The sequence below is a fragment of the Pseudomonas sp. E141 genome (assembly GCF_052659885.1).
The window spans coordinates 147,145-162,363 of record NZ_CP084024.1; the positions used below are offsets into that span (position 1 = coordinate 147,145).

Below are 15,219 nucleotides of genomic sequence, written 5' to 3' on the forward strand. Positions count from 1 at the left end.
CAGCGGTCGAACCCAAAAAAGTTTTGACTAGCACAGCGTATAGCTTTAAACCTTTCACAAATGCGACATGGATTTGCGACGTTTCGTCGTCAAATTTGTGAGCCCTTGTGTCGGTGTGTACAATGACCTCCCTTTTGCCCCCGCAAAGCTGGCGTACGTTCGGCGCGGCACGCAACTGGCTGAATTGAAAAGAAATTTGCCTCGATAAGAGGCAGCCTGGTGAGAAAGTGTCTATGAAAGCAGGTCTGTACCAACCAGATGAATTCAAGGATAACTGCGGTTTCGGCCTGATTGCTCATATGCAGGGCGAACCCAGCCATACCCTTTTACAAACGGCCATTGAGGCCCTGACCTGCATGACCCACCGCGGTGGGATCAACGCCGACGGCAAGACCGGTGACGGTTGTGGCTTGCTGATTCAAAAGCCTGACGAGTTCCTGCGTGCCATTGCCCAGGAAACGTTTGGCGTGACCCTGCCCAAGCAGTACGCGGTGGGCATGGTGTTCTTCAATCAGGACCCGGTGAAGGCCCAAGCGGCTCGCGAAAACATGAATCGCGAGATCCTGGCCGCCGGCCTGCAATTGGTGGGCTGGCGCAAGGTGCCGATCGACACCAGCGTCCTCGGCCGCCTGGCCCTTGAGCGTCTGCCGCAGATCGAACAAGTGTTCATCGCGGGCGAAGGCCTGAGCGACCAGGACATGTCGATCAAGCTGTTCAGCTCCCGTCGTCGTTCGTCCGTGGCCAACGCCGCCGACACCGATCACTACATCTGCAGCTTTTCCCACAAGACCATCATCTATAAAGGCCTGATGATGCCGGCGGACCTGACCGCCTTCTATCCGGACCTGAGCGATGAGCGCCTGAAAACCGCGATCTGCGTGTTCCACCAACGCTTCTCCACCAACACCCTGCCGAAATGGCCGCTGGCCCAGCCATTCCGCTTCCTCGCCCACAACGGCGAGATCAACACCATCACCGGCAACCGCAACTGGGCGCTGGCCCGTCGCACCAAGTTCGCCAACGATCTGATGCCGGATCTGGAAGAGCTCGGCCCGCTGGTCAACCGTGTGGGCTCGGACTCCTCGAGCATGGACAACATGCTGGAACTGATGGTCACCGGCGGCATCGACCTGTTCCGTGGCGTGCGCATGCTGGTGCCGCCGGCCTGGCAGAACGTCGAGACCATGGACCCGGACCTGCGTGCGTTTTACGAATACAACTCCATGCACATGGAACCGTGGGACGGCCCGGCCGGTATCGTCATGACCGACGGCCGTTACGCCGTGTGCCTGCTCGACCGTAATGGTCTGCGTCCGGCGCGCTGGGTCACCACCACCAACGGGTTCATCACCCTGGCTTCGGAAATCGGTGTCTGGAACTACCAGCCCGAAGACGTCATCGCCAAGGGCCGTGTGGGCCCGGGCCAGATTTTCGCCGTGGACACCGAAACCGGCCAGATCCTCGACACCGACGCCATCGACAACCGTCTCAAGTCCCGTCATCCGTACAAGCAATGGTTGCGCAAGAACGCCCTGCGCATTCAGGCGACCATGGAGGACAACGACCACGGTTCGGCTTTTTACGACGTCGATCAGCTCAAGCAGTACATGAAGATGTACCAGGTGACGTTCGAAGAGCGTGACCAGGTGCTGCGTCCGTTGGGTGAGCAGGGCTACGAAGCGGTCGGTTCCATGGGCGACGACACGCCGATGGCCGTGCTGTCCCAGCGCGTGCGTACGCCGTACGATTATTTCCGCCAGCAGTTCGCTCAGGTGACCAACCCACCGATCGACCCGCTGCGCGAAGCGATCGTGATGTCCCTGGAAATCTGTCTCGGTGCCGAGCGCAACATCTTCCAGGAGTCGCCGGAACACGCCTCGCGTGTGATCCTCAGTTCGCCGGTCATTTCCCCGGCCAAATGGCGCTCGCTGACCAACCTCGACCGCCCGGGTTTCCAGCGTCAGGTCATCGACCTGAACTACGACGAAAGCGTCGGCCTTGAAGCGGCGATCCGCAACGTTGCCGATCAGGCTGAAGAAGCCGCGCGCGCCGGTCGCACCCAGATCGTGCTGACCGACCGTCACATCGCCCCGGGCAAGTTGCCGATCCACGCGTCGTTGGCCACCGGTGCGGTGCACCATCGCCTGACCGAAAAAGGCCTGCGTTGCGATTCCAACATCCTGGTGGAAACCGCCACCGCTCGCGATCCGCATCACTTTGCGGTGCTGATCGGTTTCGGTGCCTCGGCGGTGTATCCGTTCCTGGCCTATGAAGTGCTGGGTGACCTGATCCGTACCGGTGAAGTGCTGGGCGACCTCTATGAGGTGTTCAAGAACTACCGCAAAGGCATCACCAAGGGCCTGCTCAAGATCCTCTCGAAGATGGGAATCTCGACCATCGCTTCGTACCGCGGTGCGCAACTGTTCGAGGCCATCGGCCTGTCCGAAGAAGTCTGCGAACTGAGCTTCCGTGGCGTGCCGAGTCGCATCAAGGGTGCGCGTTTCGTCGACATCGAAGCCGAACAGAAAGCCCTGGCGGCCGAAGCCTGGAGCCCGCGCAAGCCGATCCAGCAAGGCGGCCTGCTGAAGTTCGTCCACGGTGGCGAATACCACGCCTACAACCCGGACGTGGTCAACACCTTGCAAGCCGCTGTGCAGCAGGGCGACTACGGCAAGTTCAAGGAATACACCTCGCTGGTGGACAACCGTCCGGTGTCGATGATTCGCGACCTGCTCAAGGTCAAGACCCTGGACACACCGCTGGACATCAGCGAAATCGAGCCGCTGGAATCGGTGCTCAAGCGCTTCGATTCCGCCGGTATCTCCTTGGGGGCCTTGTCTCCGGAAGCTCATGAAGCCCTGGCTGAAGCCATGAACCGCCTCGGCGCGCGTTCCAACTCCGGCGAAGGCGGTGAAGACCCGGCGCGCTACGGCACCATCAAGAGTTCGAAAATCAAGCAGGTGGCCACCGGCCGCTTCGGTGTGACACCGGAGTACCTGGTCAACGCTGAAGTGCTGCAGATCAAGGTTGCCCAGGGCGCCAAGCCCGGCGAAGGCGGCCAACTGCCCGGCGGCAAGGTCAACGGCCTGATCGCCAAGCTGCGTTACGCAGTACCCGGCGTGACCCTGATCTCGCCGCCGCCGCATCACGACATCTATTCGATCGAAGACTTGTCGCAACTGATCTTCGACCTCAAGCAGGTGAACCCGAAGGCGCTGGTCTCGGTGAAGCTGGTGGCAGAAGCCGGCGTTGGCACCATCGCCGCCGGTGTGGCCAAGGCCTATGCCGACCTGATCACCATCTCCGGCTATGACGGCGGCACCGGCGCATCGCCGCTGACCTCGATCAAATATGCCGGCGCGCCGTGGGAACTGGGCCTGGCCGAGACCCACCAGACCCTGCGCGGCAACGACCTGCGCGGCAAGGTCCGGGTGCAGACCGACGGCGGCCTGAAAACCGGCCTGGACGTGATCAAGGCGGCCATCCTCGGCGCCGAGAGCTTCGGCTTCGGCACCGCGCCGATGATCGCCCTGGGTTGCAAGTACCTGCGCATCTGCCACCTGAACAACTGCGCTACCGGTGTGGCGACCCAGAACGAAAAGCTGCGCAAGGACCACTACATCGGCACCGTCGACATGGTGGTGAACTTCTTCACCTACGTCGCCGAGGAAACCCGCGAGTGGCTGGCGAAGCTGGGCGTGCGCTCGCTCGAAGAGCTGATCGGCCGTACCGACCTGCTGGAAGTGCTCGAGGGCCAGACCGCCAAGCAGCATCACCTGGACCTGACGCCGTTGCTGGGCAGCGATCTCATCCCGGCGGACAAGCCACAGTTCTGCCAGGTTGATCGCAACCCGCCGTTCGACAAGGGTGAGTTGGCCGAGAAGATGGTCGACATGGCCGCTTCGGCGATCAACGACCTCAGTGGTGCCGAGTTCGACCTGGATATCTGCAACTGCGACCGTTCCATCGGCGCGCGGATCTCCGGCGAAATCGCGCGCAAGCACGGCAACCAGGGCATGGCCAAGGCGCCGATCACCTTCCGCTTCAAGGGCACTGCAGGCCAGAGCTTCGGCGTCTGGAACGCCGGTGGCCTGGATATGTATCTGGAAGGCGATGCCAACGATTACGTGGGCAAGGGCATGACCGGCGGCAAACTGGTCATCGTTCCGCCCAAGGCCAGCGTCTACAAGACTCAGGACAGTGCCATCATCGGCAACACCTGCCTGTACGGCGCTACCGGCGGCAAGCTGTTCGCCGCCGGCACCGCGGGCGAGCGTTTCGCCGTGCGTAACTCCGGGGCCCACACTGTGGTGGAAGGCACCGGTGATCATTGCTGCGAGTACATGACCGGTGGTTTCGTCTGTGTCCTGGGCAAGACCGGTTACAACTTCGGCTCTGGCATGACCGGCGGTTTCGCCTACGTGCTCGACCAGGACAACACCTTCGTTGACCGGGTCAATCACGAACTGGTGGAAATCCAGCGGATCAGCGGCGAGGCGATGGAAGCCTACCGCAGCCACTTGCAGCGCGTGCTGGACGAATACGTCGAGGAAACCGACAGCGAGTGGGGTCGTGAACTCGCCGAAAACCTCGATGACTATCTGCGTCGTTTCTGGCTGGTCAAGCCCAAGGCTGCCAACCTGAAATCGTTGCTTTCCAGCACCCGTGCCAACCCGCAGTGATATGCGCCTGAAGAGTTTGATGAGGTTTTAACAATGGCTGAACGTCTGAGTAATGACTTCCAGTTCATCGATGTCGGGCGCAAGGATCCGAAGAAGAAACTGTTGCGTCAACGCAAGAAAGAGTTCGTGGAAATCTACGAGCCTTTCAAACCCCAGCAGTCGGCCGACCAGGCCCACCGCTGCCTGGGCTGCGGTAACCCGTACTGCGAATGGAAGTGCCCGGTGCACAACTTCATTCCCAACTGGCTCAAGCTGGTGGCCGAGGGCAACATCCTCCAGGCCGCCGAGTTGTCCCACCAGACCAACACCCTGCCGGAAGTCTGCGGCCGGGTGTGTCCGCAGGACCGCCTGTGTGAGGGTGCATGCACCCTCAACGACGGTTTTGGCGCGGTGACCATCGGTTCGGTGGAGAAGTACATCACCGACACCGCGTTCGCCATGGGCTGGCGCCCGGACATGTCCAAGGTCAAGCCGACCGGCAAGCGCGTGGCGATCATTGGGGCCGGCCCGGCGGGTCTGGGTTGCGCCGATGTGCTGGTGCGCGGTGGCGTGACCCCGGTGGTGTTCGACAAGAACCCGGAAATCGGCGGCCTGCTGACCTTCGGCATCCCCGAGTTCAAGCTGGAAAAGACCGTGCTGAGCAATCGTCGCGAAGTCTTCACCGGCATGGGCATCGAGTTTCGCCTGAACACCGAAGTAGGCAAGGACGTGACCATGGAGCAACTGCTCGAAGAGTACGATGCCGTATTCATGGGCATGGGCACCTACACCTACATGAAGGGCGGCTTTGCCGGCGAGGACCTGCCGGGCGTTTACGACGCGCTGGACTTCCTGATCGCCAACGTCAACCGCAACCTGGGCTTTGAAAAGTCGCCGGAAGATTTCGTCGACATGAAAGGCAAGAAGGTCGTGGTGCTGGGCGGCGGTGACACGGCGATGGACTGCAACCGCACTTCGATTCGCCAGGGCGCCAAGTCGGTGACCTGCGCCTATCGTCGTGACGAAGCGAACATGCCCGGCTCGCGCAAAGAAGTGAAGAACGCCAAGGAAGAGGGCGTGAAGTTCCTCTACAACCGCCAGCCGATCGCCATTGTCGGTGAAGACAAGGTCGAGGGCGTGAAGGTGGTCGAGACCCGTCTCGGCGAACCGGACGCCCGTGGCCGCCGCAGCCCTGAGCCGATCCCCGGTTCCGAAGAGATCATCCCGGCCGATGCCGTGGTCATCGCCTTCGGCTTCCGCCCAAGCCCGGCGCCGTGGTTTGAGCAGTTCAGCATCCAGACCGACAGCCAGGGCCGCGTCGTGGCCCCGGAACAGGGCCAGTACAAGCACCAGACCAGCAACCCGAAGATCTTCGCCGGCGGCGACATGGTTCGGGGTTCCGATCTGGTGGTGACGGCGATCTTCGAAGGCCGCAATGCGGCGGAAGGGATTCTGGATTACTTGGGGGTCTGATCATTTCCTGAATGGGAATGCGATCAAATGTGGGAGCGAGCTTGCTCGCGATAGCGGCGAATCAGTCGACGAAAATGTTGAATGTGATGCCCTCATCGCGAGCAAGCTCGCTCCCACAGTGGTTTTAGGTGTTGCCTGATACCGCGACAAATTGCCCCGATAGATAAAAGGCACGGCTCTTGCCGTGCCTTTTGCGTCGCGCTCTGAGAAAATGCCCGCACTTTTTTTCCGGATGCCGACATGACTGCCCTGAAGAACGACCGTTTCCTCCGTGCCCTGCTCAAGCAACCCGTAGACGTCACCCCCGTGTGGATGATGCGTCAGGCCGGTCGCTACTTGCCGGAATACCGCGCCAGTCGGGCCAAGGCCGGCGACTTCATGAGCCTGTGCATGAATCCCCAGTTCGCCTGCGAAGTCACGATGCAGCCGCTGGATCGTTACCCGCAGTTGGACGCGGCGATTCTGTTTTCCGACATTCTCACCATTCCCGACGCCATGGGCCAGGGTCTGTACTTCGAGACCGGCGAAGGCCCGCGCTTCAAGAAAGTCGTCAGCACCCTGGCCGACATCGAAGCCCTGCCGATTCCCGATCCGCAGAAGGACCTGGGTTATGTCATGGATGCGGTCAGCACCATCCGTCGAGAACTCAACGGTCGCGTGCCGCTGATCGGCTTCTCCGGCAGCCCCTGGACCCTGGCCACCTACATGGTTGAAGGCGGCTCGTCGAAAGACTTCCGCAAGACCAAGGCGATGCTCTACGACAACCCGCAAGCCATGCACCTGCTGCTGGATAAGTTGGCGCAGTCGGTGACGTCCTACCTCAACGGGCAGATCCTGGCCGGTGCGCAAGCGGTGCAGATCTTCGACACCTGGGGCGGCAACCTGTCGGCGGCGGCGTACCAGGAGTTTTCCCTGGCCTACATGCGCAAGATCGTCAGCGGCCTGATCCGCGAACATGAAGGTCGTAAAGTACCGGTGATCCTGTTCACCAAGAACGGCGGCCTGTGGCTGGAAAGCATCGCCGATGCCGGTGCCGACGCCCTGGGCCTGGACTGGACCTGCGACATTGGCAACGCCCGCGAGCGTGTCGGCAGCAAAGTCGCTCTGCAAGGCAACATGGATCCGACTGTGCTTTACGCCAAACCGCAAGCCATCCGCACCGAAGTCGGGCGCATCCTCGCCAGCTATGGCAAGGGCAGCGGTCATGTGTTCAACCTTGGCCATGGCATTACGCCGGAAGTCGATCCGGAACACGCCGGTGCTTTCCTGCGCGCGGTGCATGAGTTGTCGGCGCAATACCACGACTGATCGTAGCTCGCTCATCCAGCCTGCCGGGATTCGTTCCAGGCAGGCTTTTTTTTGCCTGTTAATTATTCAATGAAACAAGTTGGCTATCTTTGGCGGTTTATCTGTTTTCTTTTGTTTAGTAACTAACTTTACCTGTAAGAAGTTTTTCTTCTGGACTCGGAAAAATAGATTCAGGGATTGTTCCTTCTATTTACCTCGATCTGGCAGCCCACCCGACATCGGCTCGACCTGGCCGAGCGTCAGTATTGGCAGCAGGCCGAACTCGCTGCCCGGATCCAGCGCCTGGAGCCCACCGGCGCTACGACCGCCACGAGCTCTTTGTCCGTCAGGATCAACGACAGTGCGACGGCCGCGGGGCTGGAGCTGGCGGAGCTGGAGATCGACGGTGATTCGTTACGGCTTGCCGTCAGTGGCGATGCCAATCGACTGCTCGACTGGCTGGACCGACACGAGCGGGACGGCGCCTCCTTGCAGGTGCTGAGCCTGGAAGTGCGCAACGGTGTCCTGGACGCGCGGATGGTGTTGGGGCAATGACTTGAGCGGCGGGTCAGCGCCTGAACAGTGTCCGCTCAAACCTGAGCGTTGCCCGGCAACACCGGCAACTTCGCCAGTTTCACCGCCACCAGCAACGCCACCACCAGCAAGCCGCCGATGAACAGGCTGACACCGTTCCATCCGCCCAGATGCCAGGCTACCCCGCCAGCCGTACCTGCGACGCTGGAGCCGGCGTAGTAGCTGAACAGGTACAACGACGAGGCCTGTCCCTTGGCTTTGGTTGCGCGGCGGCCGATCCAGCTGCTGGCGACCGAGTGAGCGCCGAAGAAGCCGAAGGTGAACACCAGCATGCCCAGGATCACCAGCCACAGCGGCGTGGTCATGGTCAGCGCAAGACCGGCCAGCATCAGCGCGATGGTCGCCCAGAGCATTTTGCGCCGGCCGTGTTTGTCGGCCAGTGCGCCGACTTTCGCCGAGCTGTAGATACCCGACAGGTAGACCACCGAGAGCAACCCGACAAAGGCCTGGTCCAAGTGATAAGGCCCGGCCAGCAGGCGATAGCCGATGTAGTTGAACAGCGTCACGAATGCACCCATCAATACGAAGGCTTCGAGAAACAACAGCGGCAACCCGGCATCGCGAAAGTGCATGGTGAAACCGTCCAGCAAGCTGCGCGGATGCAGCGAGCGGGGGCGGAAATTGCGTGACTCGGGAAGAATCCTCCAGAACACCGCCGCCGCGATCAAGGCCAGGCCACCGACCACCAGCATCGCGGTGTGCCAGCTGACGAAGTCAATCAGCACCCCGGCGATCAAGCGGCCGCTCATGCCTCCGATGGCGTTGCCGGCGATGTACAAGCCCATCGCCAGGCCAATGTGCTTGGGATGGATTTCTTCACCCAGGTAAGTCATCGCGACCGCCGCCACGCCGCTCAGCGACAGCCCCACCAGGGCGCGCAGTACCAGTACACCCTGCCAGGTCGGCATCATCGCGCTGGCAATGGTGCACAACGCCGCGGCAAACAGCGCCGCGACCATCACTGACTTGCGGCCGATGCGATCGGAAATAGGGCCGGTGATCAGCAGCCCGACGGCGAGCAGGCCGGTCGCCACCGACAGGATCAAACTGCTCTGGGCGGCATTGATGGAAAACTCTTCGGAGAGCAGCGGCATCATCGGTTGCACGCAATACAACAGGGCGAAGGTCGCAAAACCGCCACAAAACAACGCCAGCACCGTACGCATGAACAACGGTGTGCCTTTTTCGATGTAGATGTCTTTGCGTCCGGTGACGCCATCATCGGCAGGCGGAGGGATCTCATGGGCCAGTGGAGCGACAGCAGTTTTCACGGTGAACCTCGCAGGAGCACGGCCAGGCAGGCAATGGAAAAAGCATATAGCCGGTTAATGTTTCTATCCAATATATTGTTCGACCTGTTTAAGACGTTCTACGACCTATTGGATTGCTTATGGAACTGCGTCATCTGCGTTACTTCATAGCCGTTGCCGAAGAACTGCATTTTGGTCGCGCCGCGCTGGCGCTGGGCATCTCCCAGCCGCCCCTTAGCCAGCAGATCCAGGCACTGGAGCAAGAGATCGGCGCGCGGCTGTTCAATCGCACCAATCGTCGCGTCGAACTGAGTGAAGCCGGACGTTTGTTTCTCGAAGAGGCCCGACAGGTGCTGGCTCAGGTCGACAAGGCCGCCGATGTCGCCCGCCGCGCAGAGTTGGGCGAACTGGGCGAGCTGAAAATCGGCTTCACATCATCGGCGCCTTTCAACTCCACCATCCCCCAGGCGATTTTCACGTTTCGCCAGCGCTTTCCCGCTGTACACCTGAACCTTCGGGAAATGAGCAGCACCCAAGTGGCTGACGCCCTGGTGGACGAGGCAATCGAGGTGGGCATCATGCGGCCCTTGCCGCTGCCCGACTCCCTGCGGGAGATCGAATTGAGCCGCGAGCCGCTGGTGGCCGTGCTCAGTTCCAAGCATCCACTGGCCCAGGGCAGCGAAGGGGGCCTGTTCCTCTCTGCACTGGCCCAGGAACCGTTCGTGTTCTTCCCCCGCAGCTACGGCAGCGGCCTCTATGCACAGCTCCTGAGCCTGGCCCGCGACGCCGGCTTCAGCCCGAACTTCGCCCAGGAGGCCGGTGAGGCCATGACCATCATCGGCCTGGTGGCGGCGGGGCTGGGCGTCTCGGTCCTGCCGGCGTCCTACCAGCGCATGCGTATTGACGGCGTGGTCTACCGGCCACTGCTCGATCCGGCGGCAATGTCGGCGGTGTGGCTGGTGCAACGCAAGGATCAGTGCTCGCCGATGGCAAGGGCGTTTGTGGAGTTGTTGACCAATAGGGGACAACAACTTATGCCGGAAGAAGCCTGAATATTTGCATGTGTCAGCCGATAACCCGTTGTTCGACCCACAAACCATGGAGAAACAGGATGTTCAAGCAGTTGACCTTCACCGCTTTGCTGGCAGTCGCCGCGCTGACCACGGGCTGCGCTTCGGTAAAAATGGCGGATGACACTCAGGATGCTCAGGCAAAAACATTCCAGACTGTCCCCGACAAAGCCAACATCTACCTTTATCGCAACGAGAGCATGGGCGCTGGCGTAAAAATGCCGGTGACGCTCAACGGTAAAGCTGTAGGCCAGACTGTCGCTAAGTCGTACTTGATGCTGTCAGTACCGGCTGGCCAGCAGACCCTGGTGTCATCAGCGGAGAACGACTCAGAGCTCAAGCTCAGCACAGAAGCCGGGAAAAACTATTTCGTCTGGCAGGAAGTGAAAGTGGGCTTCATCAAAGCGCGGAACAACCTGCAGGTTGTCGATGAAAAAACCGGCCGCGCCGGAGTGGCTGAAAGCAAATTGATTCAGGCCCAATAACTCGACTGCTTGCACCGAGCTATTCATTGAAGGGCGCCCAAAGGCGCCCTTCGTCGTTCATGGCCGCATCATCGGTCTGTGCAAACCCAGCGGGAAAACCGTCTGCGATGAACGACTTTTTACTTAACCCTCCCAAACCGTCGCCGGCCTATTGACGTGATAGTCATAAAACCCCTGGAGGGTCCAGGTTTCGCCCTTGCGTTCAAAGGCAGCGCGCCATGCGCCTCTGCCACTTCCGGGTGACAGTTGCGCCATGTCGTACCAGTAATACCGGTTGATGCGCTTGGTGGTGACCCGGCCTGCACGAATGTCAGCCATGATTTCCGTTATTTTCGTTTTGGCTGCCTCAGTAAAAGTGTCATATGACATCTGTGACTCGGCCAGCAGGCTGGTGCTTGTCGAAAATTTGTCTGCGACAACCGGGCCTTCCGCAACAGCGAGGGGGGCGGTCGCGGCCGCAGGTTTGCCGGTGACTTTCTTCGTCGGGACTTGGGTCACGACCTCGATATCAAACGTGTCGTAGTTCGAGAGGTTTTTACTGAAGTTCGTGATGTCCTCGCCGGTGACCAATAACGTTTTCCGCTGCGACTTGCCCTTGTTGACGATGACATAAGGAATCTTATGGTTGCGGATTTCGGTCAGGAGGCCGGGCTTGTGTCTTTTTTTCATCTCGTCCCTGAACGCGCTGAGTTTGTTACTTTTATACGCCCGGAAATTTTCAGGGTTCTGTTTATATTGTTCCCTGGCCGCTTCCACCTCGGGTCCCGTCCCTGAGTACCGTTCGCCCAGATCGACCCAGACGCGCTTTTCCGCTGCCTCGACCACGTCATGAATATCGTCCTGGATTTTAGTCATGGCGGCTTTCTTTTTCCCCTGTTCAGGGATGATGGTAATGAATGACGCGCCGGTGAGATTGTCGGGCAAGGAGGACATCATCATCTTGAAGTTGCCTTCGCTGTCGAAAAGCTCCCTTTTCAGCGGCAGGGTCATGTCGAATACTTTTATCTTTTGAGCGGACGTCAGCTGGATCCCTCTTGCCTGGGAGTCGATGTCTCTGGTGCAGTAGTCGACGGCCTGCCATACGTTGTATTTATACAGCAGGCTGTCGTGGGCCTTTTTATGTTGCGTGAGGTCCTGGTGTCCTTTGTTTATCCAGTTTATTCGTGAGCGATAAGTGTCTATGTCGCGTACGTGGATGTCATTCATGCTCTCGCGCACGATACGCTCTGCCAGTTCCTCGGGCATCGAGTAGATGACTTTTTTTGCCGTATTCACCACTGCCCGAGACGGCCACTGATGGTCGACGAGGACGCCCTCTACCAACGCGTTATAGGTTTTCTGTTGCGGGGTTTCCGGGGGCCGACCGAACAGGCTTTGTATGACTCCACCACCAAGCAGCCGTTTTGGCTCTTCGATCTGCCAGCGGCCATTTTCCCAGGTTACCGTCCGCTGGTCGGTACGGTTGTTCGGCCCATAGATAATTCGTTCGCCTGCTTGTATGGCGGTTTTGCAGTAGTCCTTCCCCAGCTTCAGATAACCCTGCCCACCGGCGTCCCTGTACCGATTGCGCCCCTCGGGCACCAGTCCCTTGCCGTCGAACCCTCTGAGGATAAACGGTTCGAGCTCCGGGTCCGGCATGCGGGGCAAGGCTGAGAGCGCCGGGCGAGGCTTACCCCGGCGCCGTGCCGCGCGGGACATGATCAGGTCCTGACCGCCCTCTGCCAGTACCTCACCGAGCCCGCTGATAAGATCACTCGTCCACTGGCTGAAGCTGCCCCCTTCATCCTTTATCGCCGACACCGCAGCACCGCCGGTCATCACGGGCAGAATCGCGCGGCCCAGTACCCCACCCAGCCGGCCTGCATAGAACATTGACATCGCCCCCGTCAGTAGCATGACTGCAGTCCTGCGCCCATCTTGTGCCGCTGTGCTGTCGCGCTCGGCGTTGGTCACGGTCAGCAGGTCCGCCGTCTGGATCGCGTGGGTGATCTGCGTCTCATGCAGCGCTTTGAAAAGGTTGCCTTTAACCACGGGCGAATAGACTTTCAATGCGAAGTCATCCTGAACCCTGTGCTTGATCCAGGAAAAGGTGGGTTGCGTCACTTTCTTGATCTTCTCGTTGAGGGTCAGGTTTTCCGCGGACGGCACCAGGCTGGCAAGCTGATCGGCTTGCTTGAGCAGCGGCAGGTGCGAAATCAGCCAGTGGGTCATTTCCGGCGTGGCGGTGAGCGTCCGCACCAGGGCCGCCTCCAGCTCCCGGTCGCTTCCGGCATCGACGTCCCTGAACTGCTTGCCGTCCGGTGCTTCTGGTGTGTACAGGGTCAACGAAGGCCGGCTGCCAAGGGTCTTCACCCCAAAGGCCAGCAGCTCCTTGAGTACGCTGTCACCCCACTGGATCTGGCGGACCACCACCTCATGTCCGTTGACCTTGCTGCGCCCCTGCGGCGTCGGGCTGTCCAGCGCCGCCAGCACCAGGTTCAGCCCGGTATTGTCCTTGTCGTGGGTAAAGTCGCCCGAGATATGGGCGGCCCACGCCTGCGCCCGCATCTGTTTGGCCTTCAGGGACATCCACTGTGCTTGCTGCTCCCGGGCTGCGAGCTGCAACGCGGGCGAGAGCCGGGCACCGATGTTTGCCCGTTCAATGACTTCTACAATCTGCGCAAAACTCAGCGGACCTTCCACCGTGGTGTCGCTGGCCGTGCGTTCCTCCGGCGTCAGGTTGGACATTGCCCACTGCGTCAGGGAGCGGCGGTCATCAAATAGGCCCTTCACCTTGCCCGACGAGAGCCCGGAGCCGAATGGCGACTCGCCTGTCGGGGCGTGCGGATCGAGCAGATGCTTGCGGATACTCAGAGAGACCTGGTCAGGATCGACCGGTGGGTACTTCTCCTTGATGAACCTGGCAAGCAGGGTGCGAGTCCGGTCATGAAGGGCGTCAGGGGTTGCCAGGGTGACCGGGTCCGGCGGTGGTGGCGAATCTGTCAGGGTTTGCTGCAAGTCCTGCACGGCCTTCCACCAGGCCAGACGGTCGCTGCCGATAACGTTAGGGTCGCGGTGCAGCCAGTCGTGCAGTTTTTTCCGGTTCAGCCGTAACTCGCGCTCGTCCATGGCGCCGGCCAGATCCAGCTTGTGCCTGAGGTCCGCCGCCGCATCTATCCTGGCCATCCAGGTGGTGAGACTTTCTCCCTCTGCCGGGCCGCTGGATAGAACCTCGCTCACGGCGGTTTTCTGCGCCGCTCGCAGGTCAGTGACCAGGCGAGCGAGAAAGTTCTGCGCCATTGACGCCGTGCTCACCGTATCCTGAGTGCCGTCTTCCACCAGGCTGGCCTTCAACGCCGTCAAGTCAGCGTAAACCTCCAGTGGGCTACCCGGGCTGCATAGCACCGCGCCCCCCGGATGATCGGCATTATCGTGCTGCGTCAGCGCAACCGCCCCCGGCATCGGTACGCTGAACCCCCACCCTTCGGGGGTCAGATTCAAACCGTAGACCCCGGGCCGGACACGCTCCGCCAGCTGGGCACGGGACGCGCCGTCCGGCGCCGACAGGGCGAAGTCCGCCACCGCTTTGTGCATCGGCAGGCTCAACACAGCGTCCAGCCGGTGGAGATCCGCCTGTGCCTTGAGTTGCCTGCCGAACTCATCGGCCAGCCAGTCGCTGACACTGCGGCCTTGGCTGAACTCGGCAGGTTTATCCCAAAAATGCTCCAGCGCCCGCTCCAGCAGTCGTGCATGAGACGCGGGCGTGACGCTTATCCGCCGCCTGATCTCTTCCTTTGCGTCACGCCTATTGAGGACTGCCGGCATTTGCGTGGCATCGTCCTTACCCGTGACGATGTCGATGTTGTCCAATTCGAGGAAGAACTCGCGCGCGTTGATCTCGCCGGCAATCGCGCGCCAGAAAAGCGTATCGAGGGGAACAGTCTGCACCACCGTTCGTTTTGAAGTCGGCTCGTCCTGCCGCCGGCACACCAGTATGTCTTTGGCTACCAGAGTGTTCGCCAGGCTGGGAAAGGCTTTCGCCAGCCAGTACTCCATATGTTGGGCTGTCACCTTCGACGCACGCGGAACGGCGCCGTTCAGGTGGATCATCTGCTGCTGCGAGGCATTGAGCCGGTTTATCAGCGCAGCGCTTGTGGCCGTGGCACTGTCGGCCTGTAACGGGTTGTCTTCCAGCATGTTCTCTTCCTGAGAAATTTTCGGAAGGAGCAACCTATGGGAGAAGAACGCAGGCAGGGTGGTAGATAGATACCGCATGCAGCGGTGTCAGGCGGTGTACGAAAGAAACGGTCGAAGCCACTGCATCTGTGGGGGCAAGTTTTGCTCCCACAGATTGTTTGGCTGCCTGGTGCAAGCCGATCAGTGCTGGCCGCAGCCCCTCATTCCTTGACCACGGGCAACA

The 15,219-nt window shown here is 60.5% G+C and carries 8 protein-coding genes; 6 read left to right on the forward strand and 2 right to left on the reverse strand.

The genetic code is table 11. The annotated features are described in order from the left end of the window. Nucleotides 1-233 precede the first annotated feature (233 nt). From gltB to gspM, 4 genes are all read left to right on the forward strand, one after another. Entirely contained in the window at nt 234-4,682 is a 4,449-nt protein-coding gene (gltB, locus tag GKKCFE_RS00650) for a glutamate synthase large subunit (protein WP_445577369.1), read from the forward strand. 33 nt (nt 4,683-4,715) lie between these two features. Continuing rightward, on the forward strand, nt 4,716-6,134 hold the full coding sequence (locus GKKCFE_RS00655; RefSeq protein WP_047225960.1) for an FAD-dependent oxidoreductase: 1,419 nt from the start codon (nt 4,716-4,718) through the stop codon (nt 6,132-6,134). 240 nt (nt 6,135-6,374) lie between these two features. Next, a complete protein-coding gene (hemE, locus tag GKKCFE_RS00660; protein ID WP_047225959.1) occupies nt 6,375-7,442 on the forward strand; it encodes a uroporphyrinogen decarboxylase in 1,068 nt (355 codons plus the stop codon). A 177-nt stretch (nt 7,443-7,619) separates the two neighbouring features. Further along, the gene (gene gspM / locus GKKCFE_RS00665) at nt 7,620-7,976 is read left to right on the forward strand and encodes a type II secretion system protein GspM (RefSeq protein WP_305467163.1); all 357 of its coding nucleotides are present in this window, start codon (nt 7,620-7,622) and stop codon (nt 7,974-7,976) included. Between the two features lie 35 nt (nt 7,977-8,011). Here the strand turns inward: gspM and GKKCFE_RS00670 are convergent, their stop codons facing one another. Next, nucleotides 8,012-9,265 carry an MFS transporter gene (locus tag GKKCFE_RS00670; RefSeq protein ID WP_316913210.1) on the reverse strand — a complete coding sequence of 418 codons (1,254 nt, stop codon included), beginning with the start codon at nt 9,263-9,265 and terminating at the stop codon, nt 8,012-8,014. A gap of 140 nt (nt 9,266-9,405) precedes the next feature. Here GKKCFE_RS00670 and GKKCFE_RS00675 point away from each other — a divergent pair, with 140 nt between their 5' ends. Together GKKCFE_RS00675 and GKKCFE_RS00680 are read left to right on the forward strand one after the other, a co-directional pair. Then, nucleotides 9,406-10,317 carry a LysR family transcriptional regulator gene (locus GKKCFE_RS00675; RefSeq protein ID WP_274090500.1) on the forward strand — a complete coding sequence of 304 codons (912 nt, stop codon included), beginning with the start codon at nt 9,406-9,408 and terminating at the stop codon, nt 10,315-10,317. Between the two features lie 59 nt (nt 10,318-10,376). Further along, entirely contained in the window at nt 10,377-10,820 is a 444-nt protein-coding gene (locus tag GKKCFE_RS00680) for a DUF2846 domain-containing protein (RefSeq protein ID WP_047225955.1), read from the forward strand. Nucleotides 10,821-10,943: 123 nt separating this feature from the next. On the opposite strand, the gene GKKCFE_RS00685 is transcribed toward GKKCFE_RS00680, so the two are convergent. Further along, nucleotides 10,944-14,996: a dermonecrotic toxin domain-containing protein gene (locus GKKCFE_RS00685; protein WP_445577370.1), complete on the reverse strand. Its 4,053-nt coding sequence runs from the start codon at nt 14,994-14,996 to the stop codon at nt 10,944-10,946. Nucleotides 14,997-15,219 lie beyond the last annotated feature (223 nt).

What these genes read in the sequence shown, in the direction of transcription:
- hemE (WP_047225959.1), top strand. Translation starts at nt 6,375, where the DNA reads ATGACTGCCCTGAAGAACGACCGTTTCCTCCGTGCCCTGCTCAAGCAA.
- GKKCFE_RS00675 (WP_274090500.1), top strand. Translation starts at nt 9,406, where the DNA reads ATGGAACTGCGTCATCTGCGTTACTTCATAGCCGTTGCCGAAGAACTG.
- GKKCFE_RS00685 (WP_445577370.1), bottom strand. Translation starts at nt 14,996, where the DNA reads ATGCTGGAAGACAACCCGTTACAGGCCGACAGTGCCACGGCCACAAGC.
- GKKCFE_RS00655 (WP_047225960.1), top strand. Translation starts at nt 4,716, where the DNA reads ATGGCTGAACGTCTGAGTAATGACTTCCAGTTCATCGATGTCGGGCGC.
- GKKCFE_RS00680 (WP_047225955.1), top strand. Translation starts at nt 10,377, where the DNA reads ATGTTCAAGCAGTTGACCTTCACCGCTTTGCTGGCAGTCGCCGCGCTG.
- gltB (WP_445577369.1), top strand. Translation starts at nt 234, where the DNA reads ATGAAAGCAGGTCTGTACCAACCAGATGAATTCAAGGATAACTGCGGT.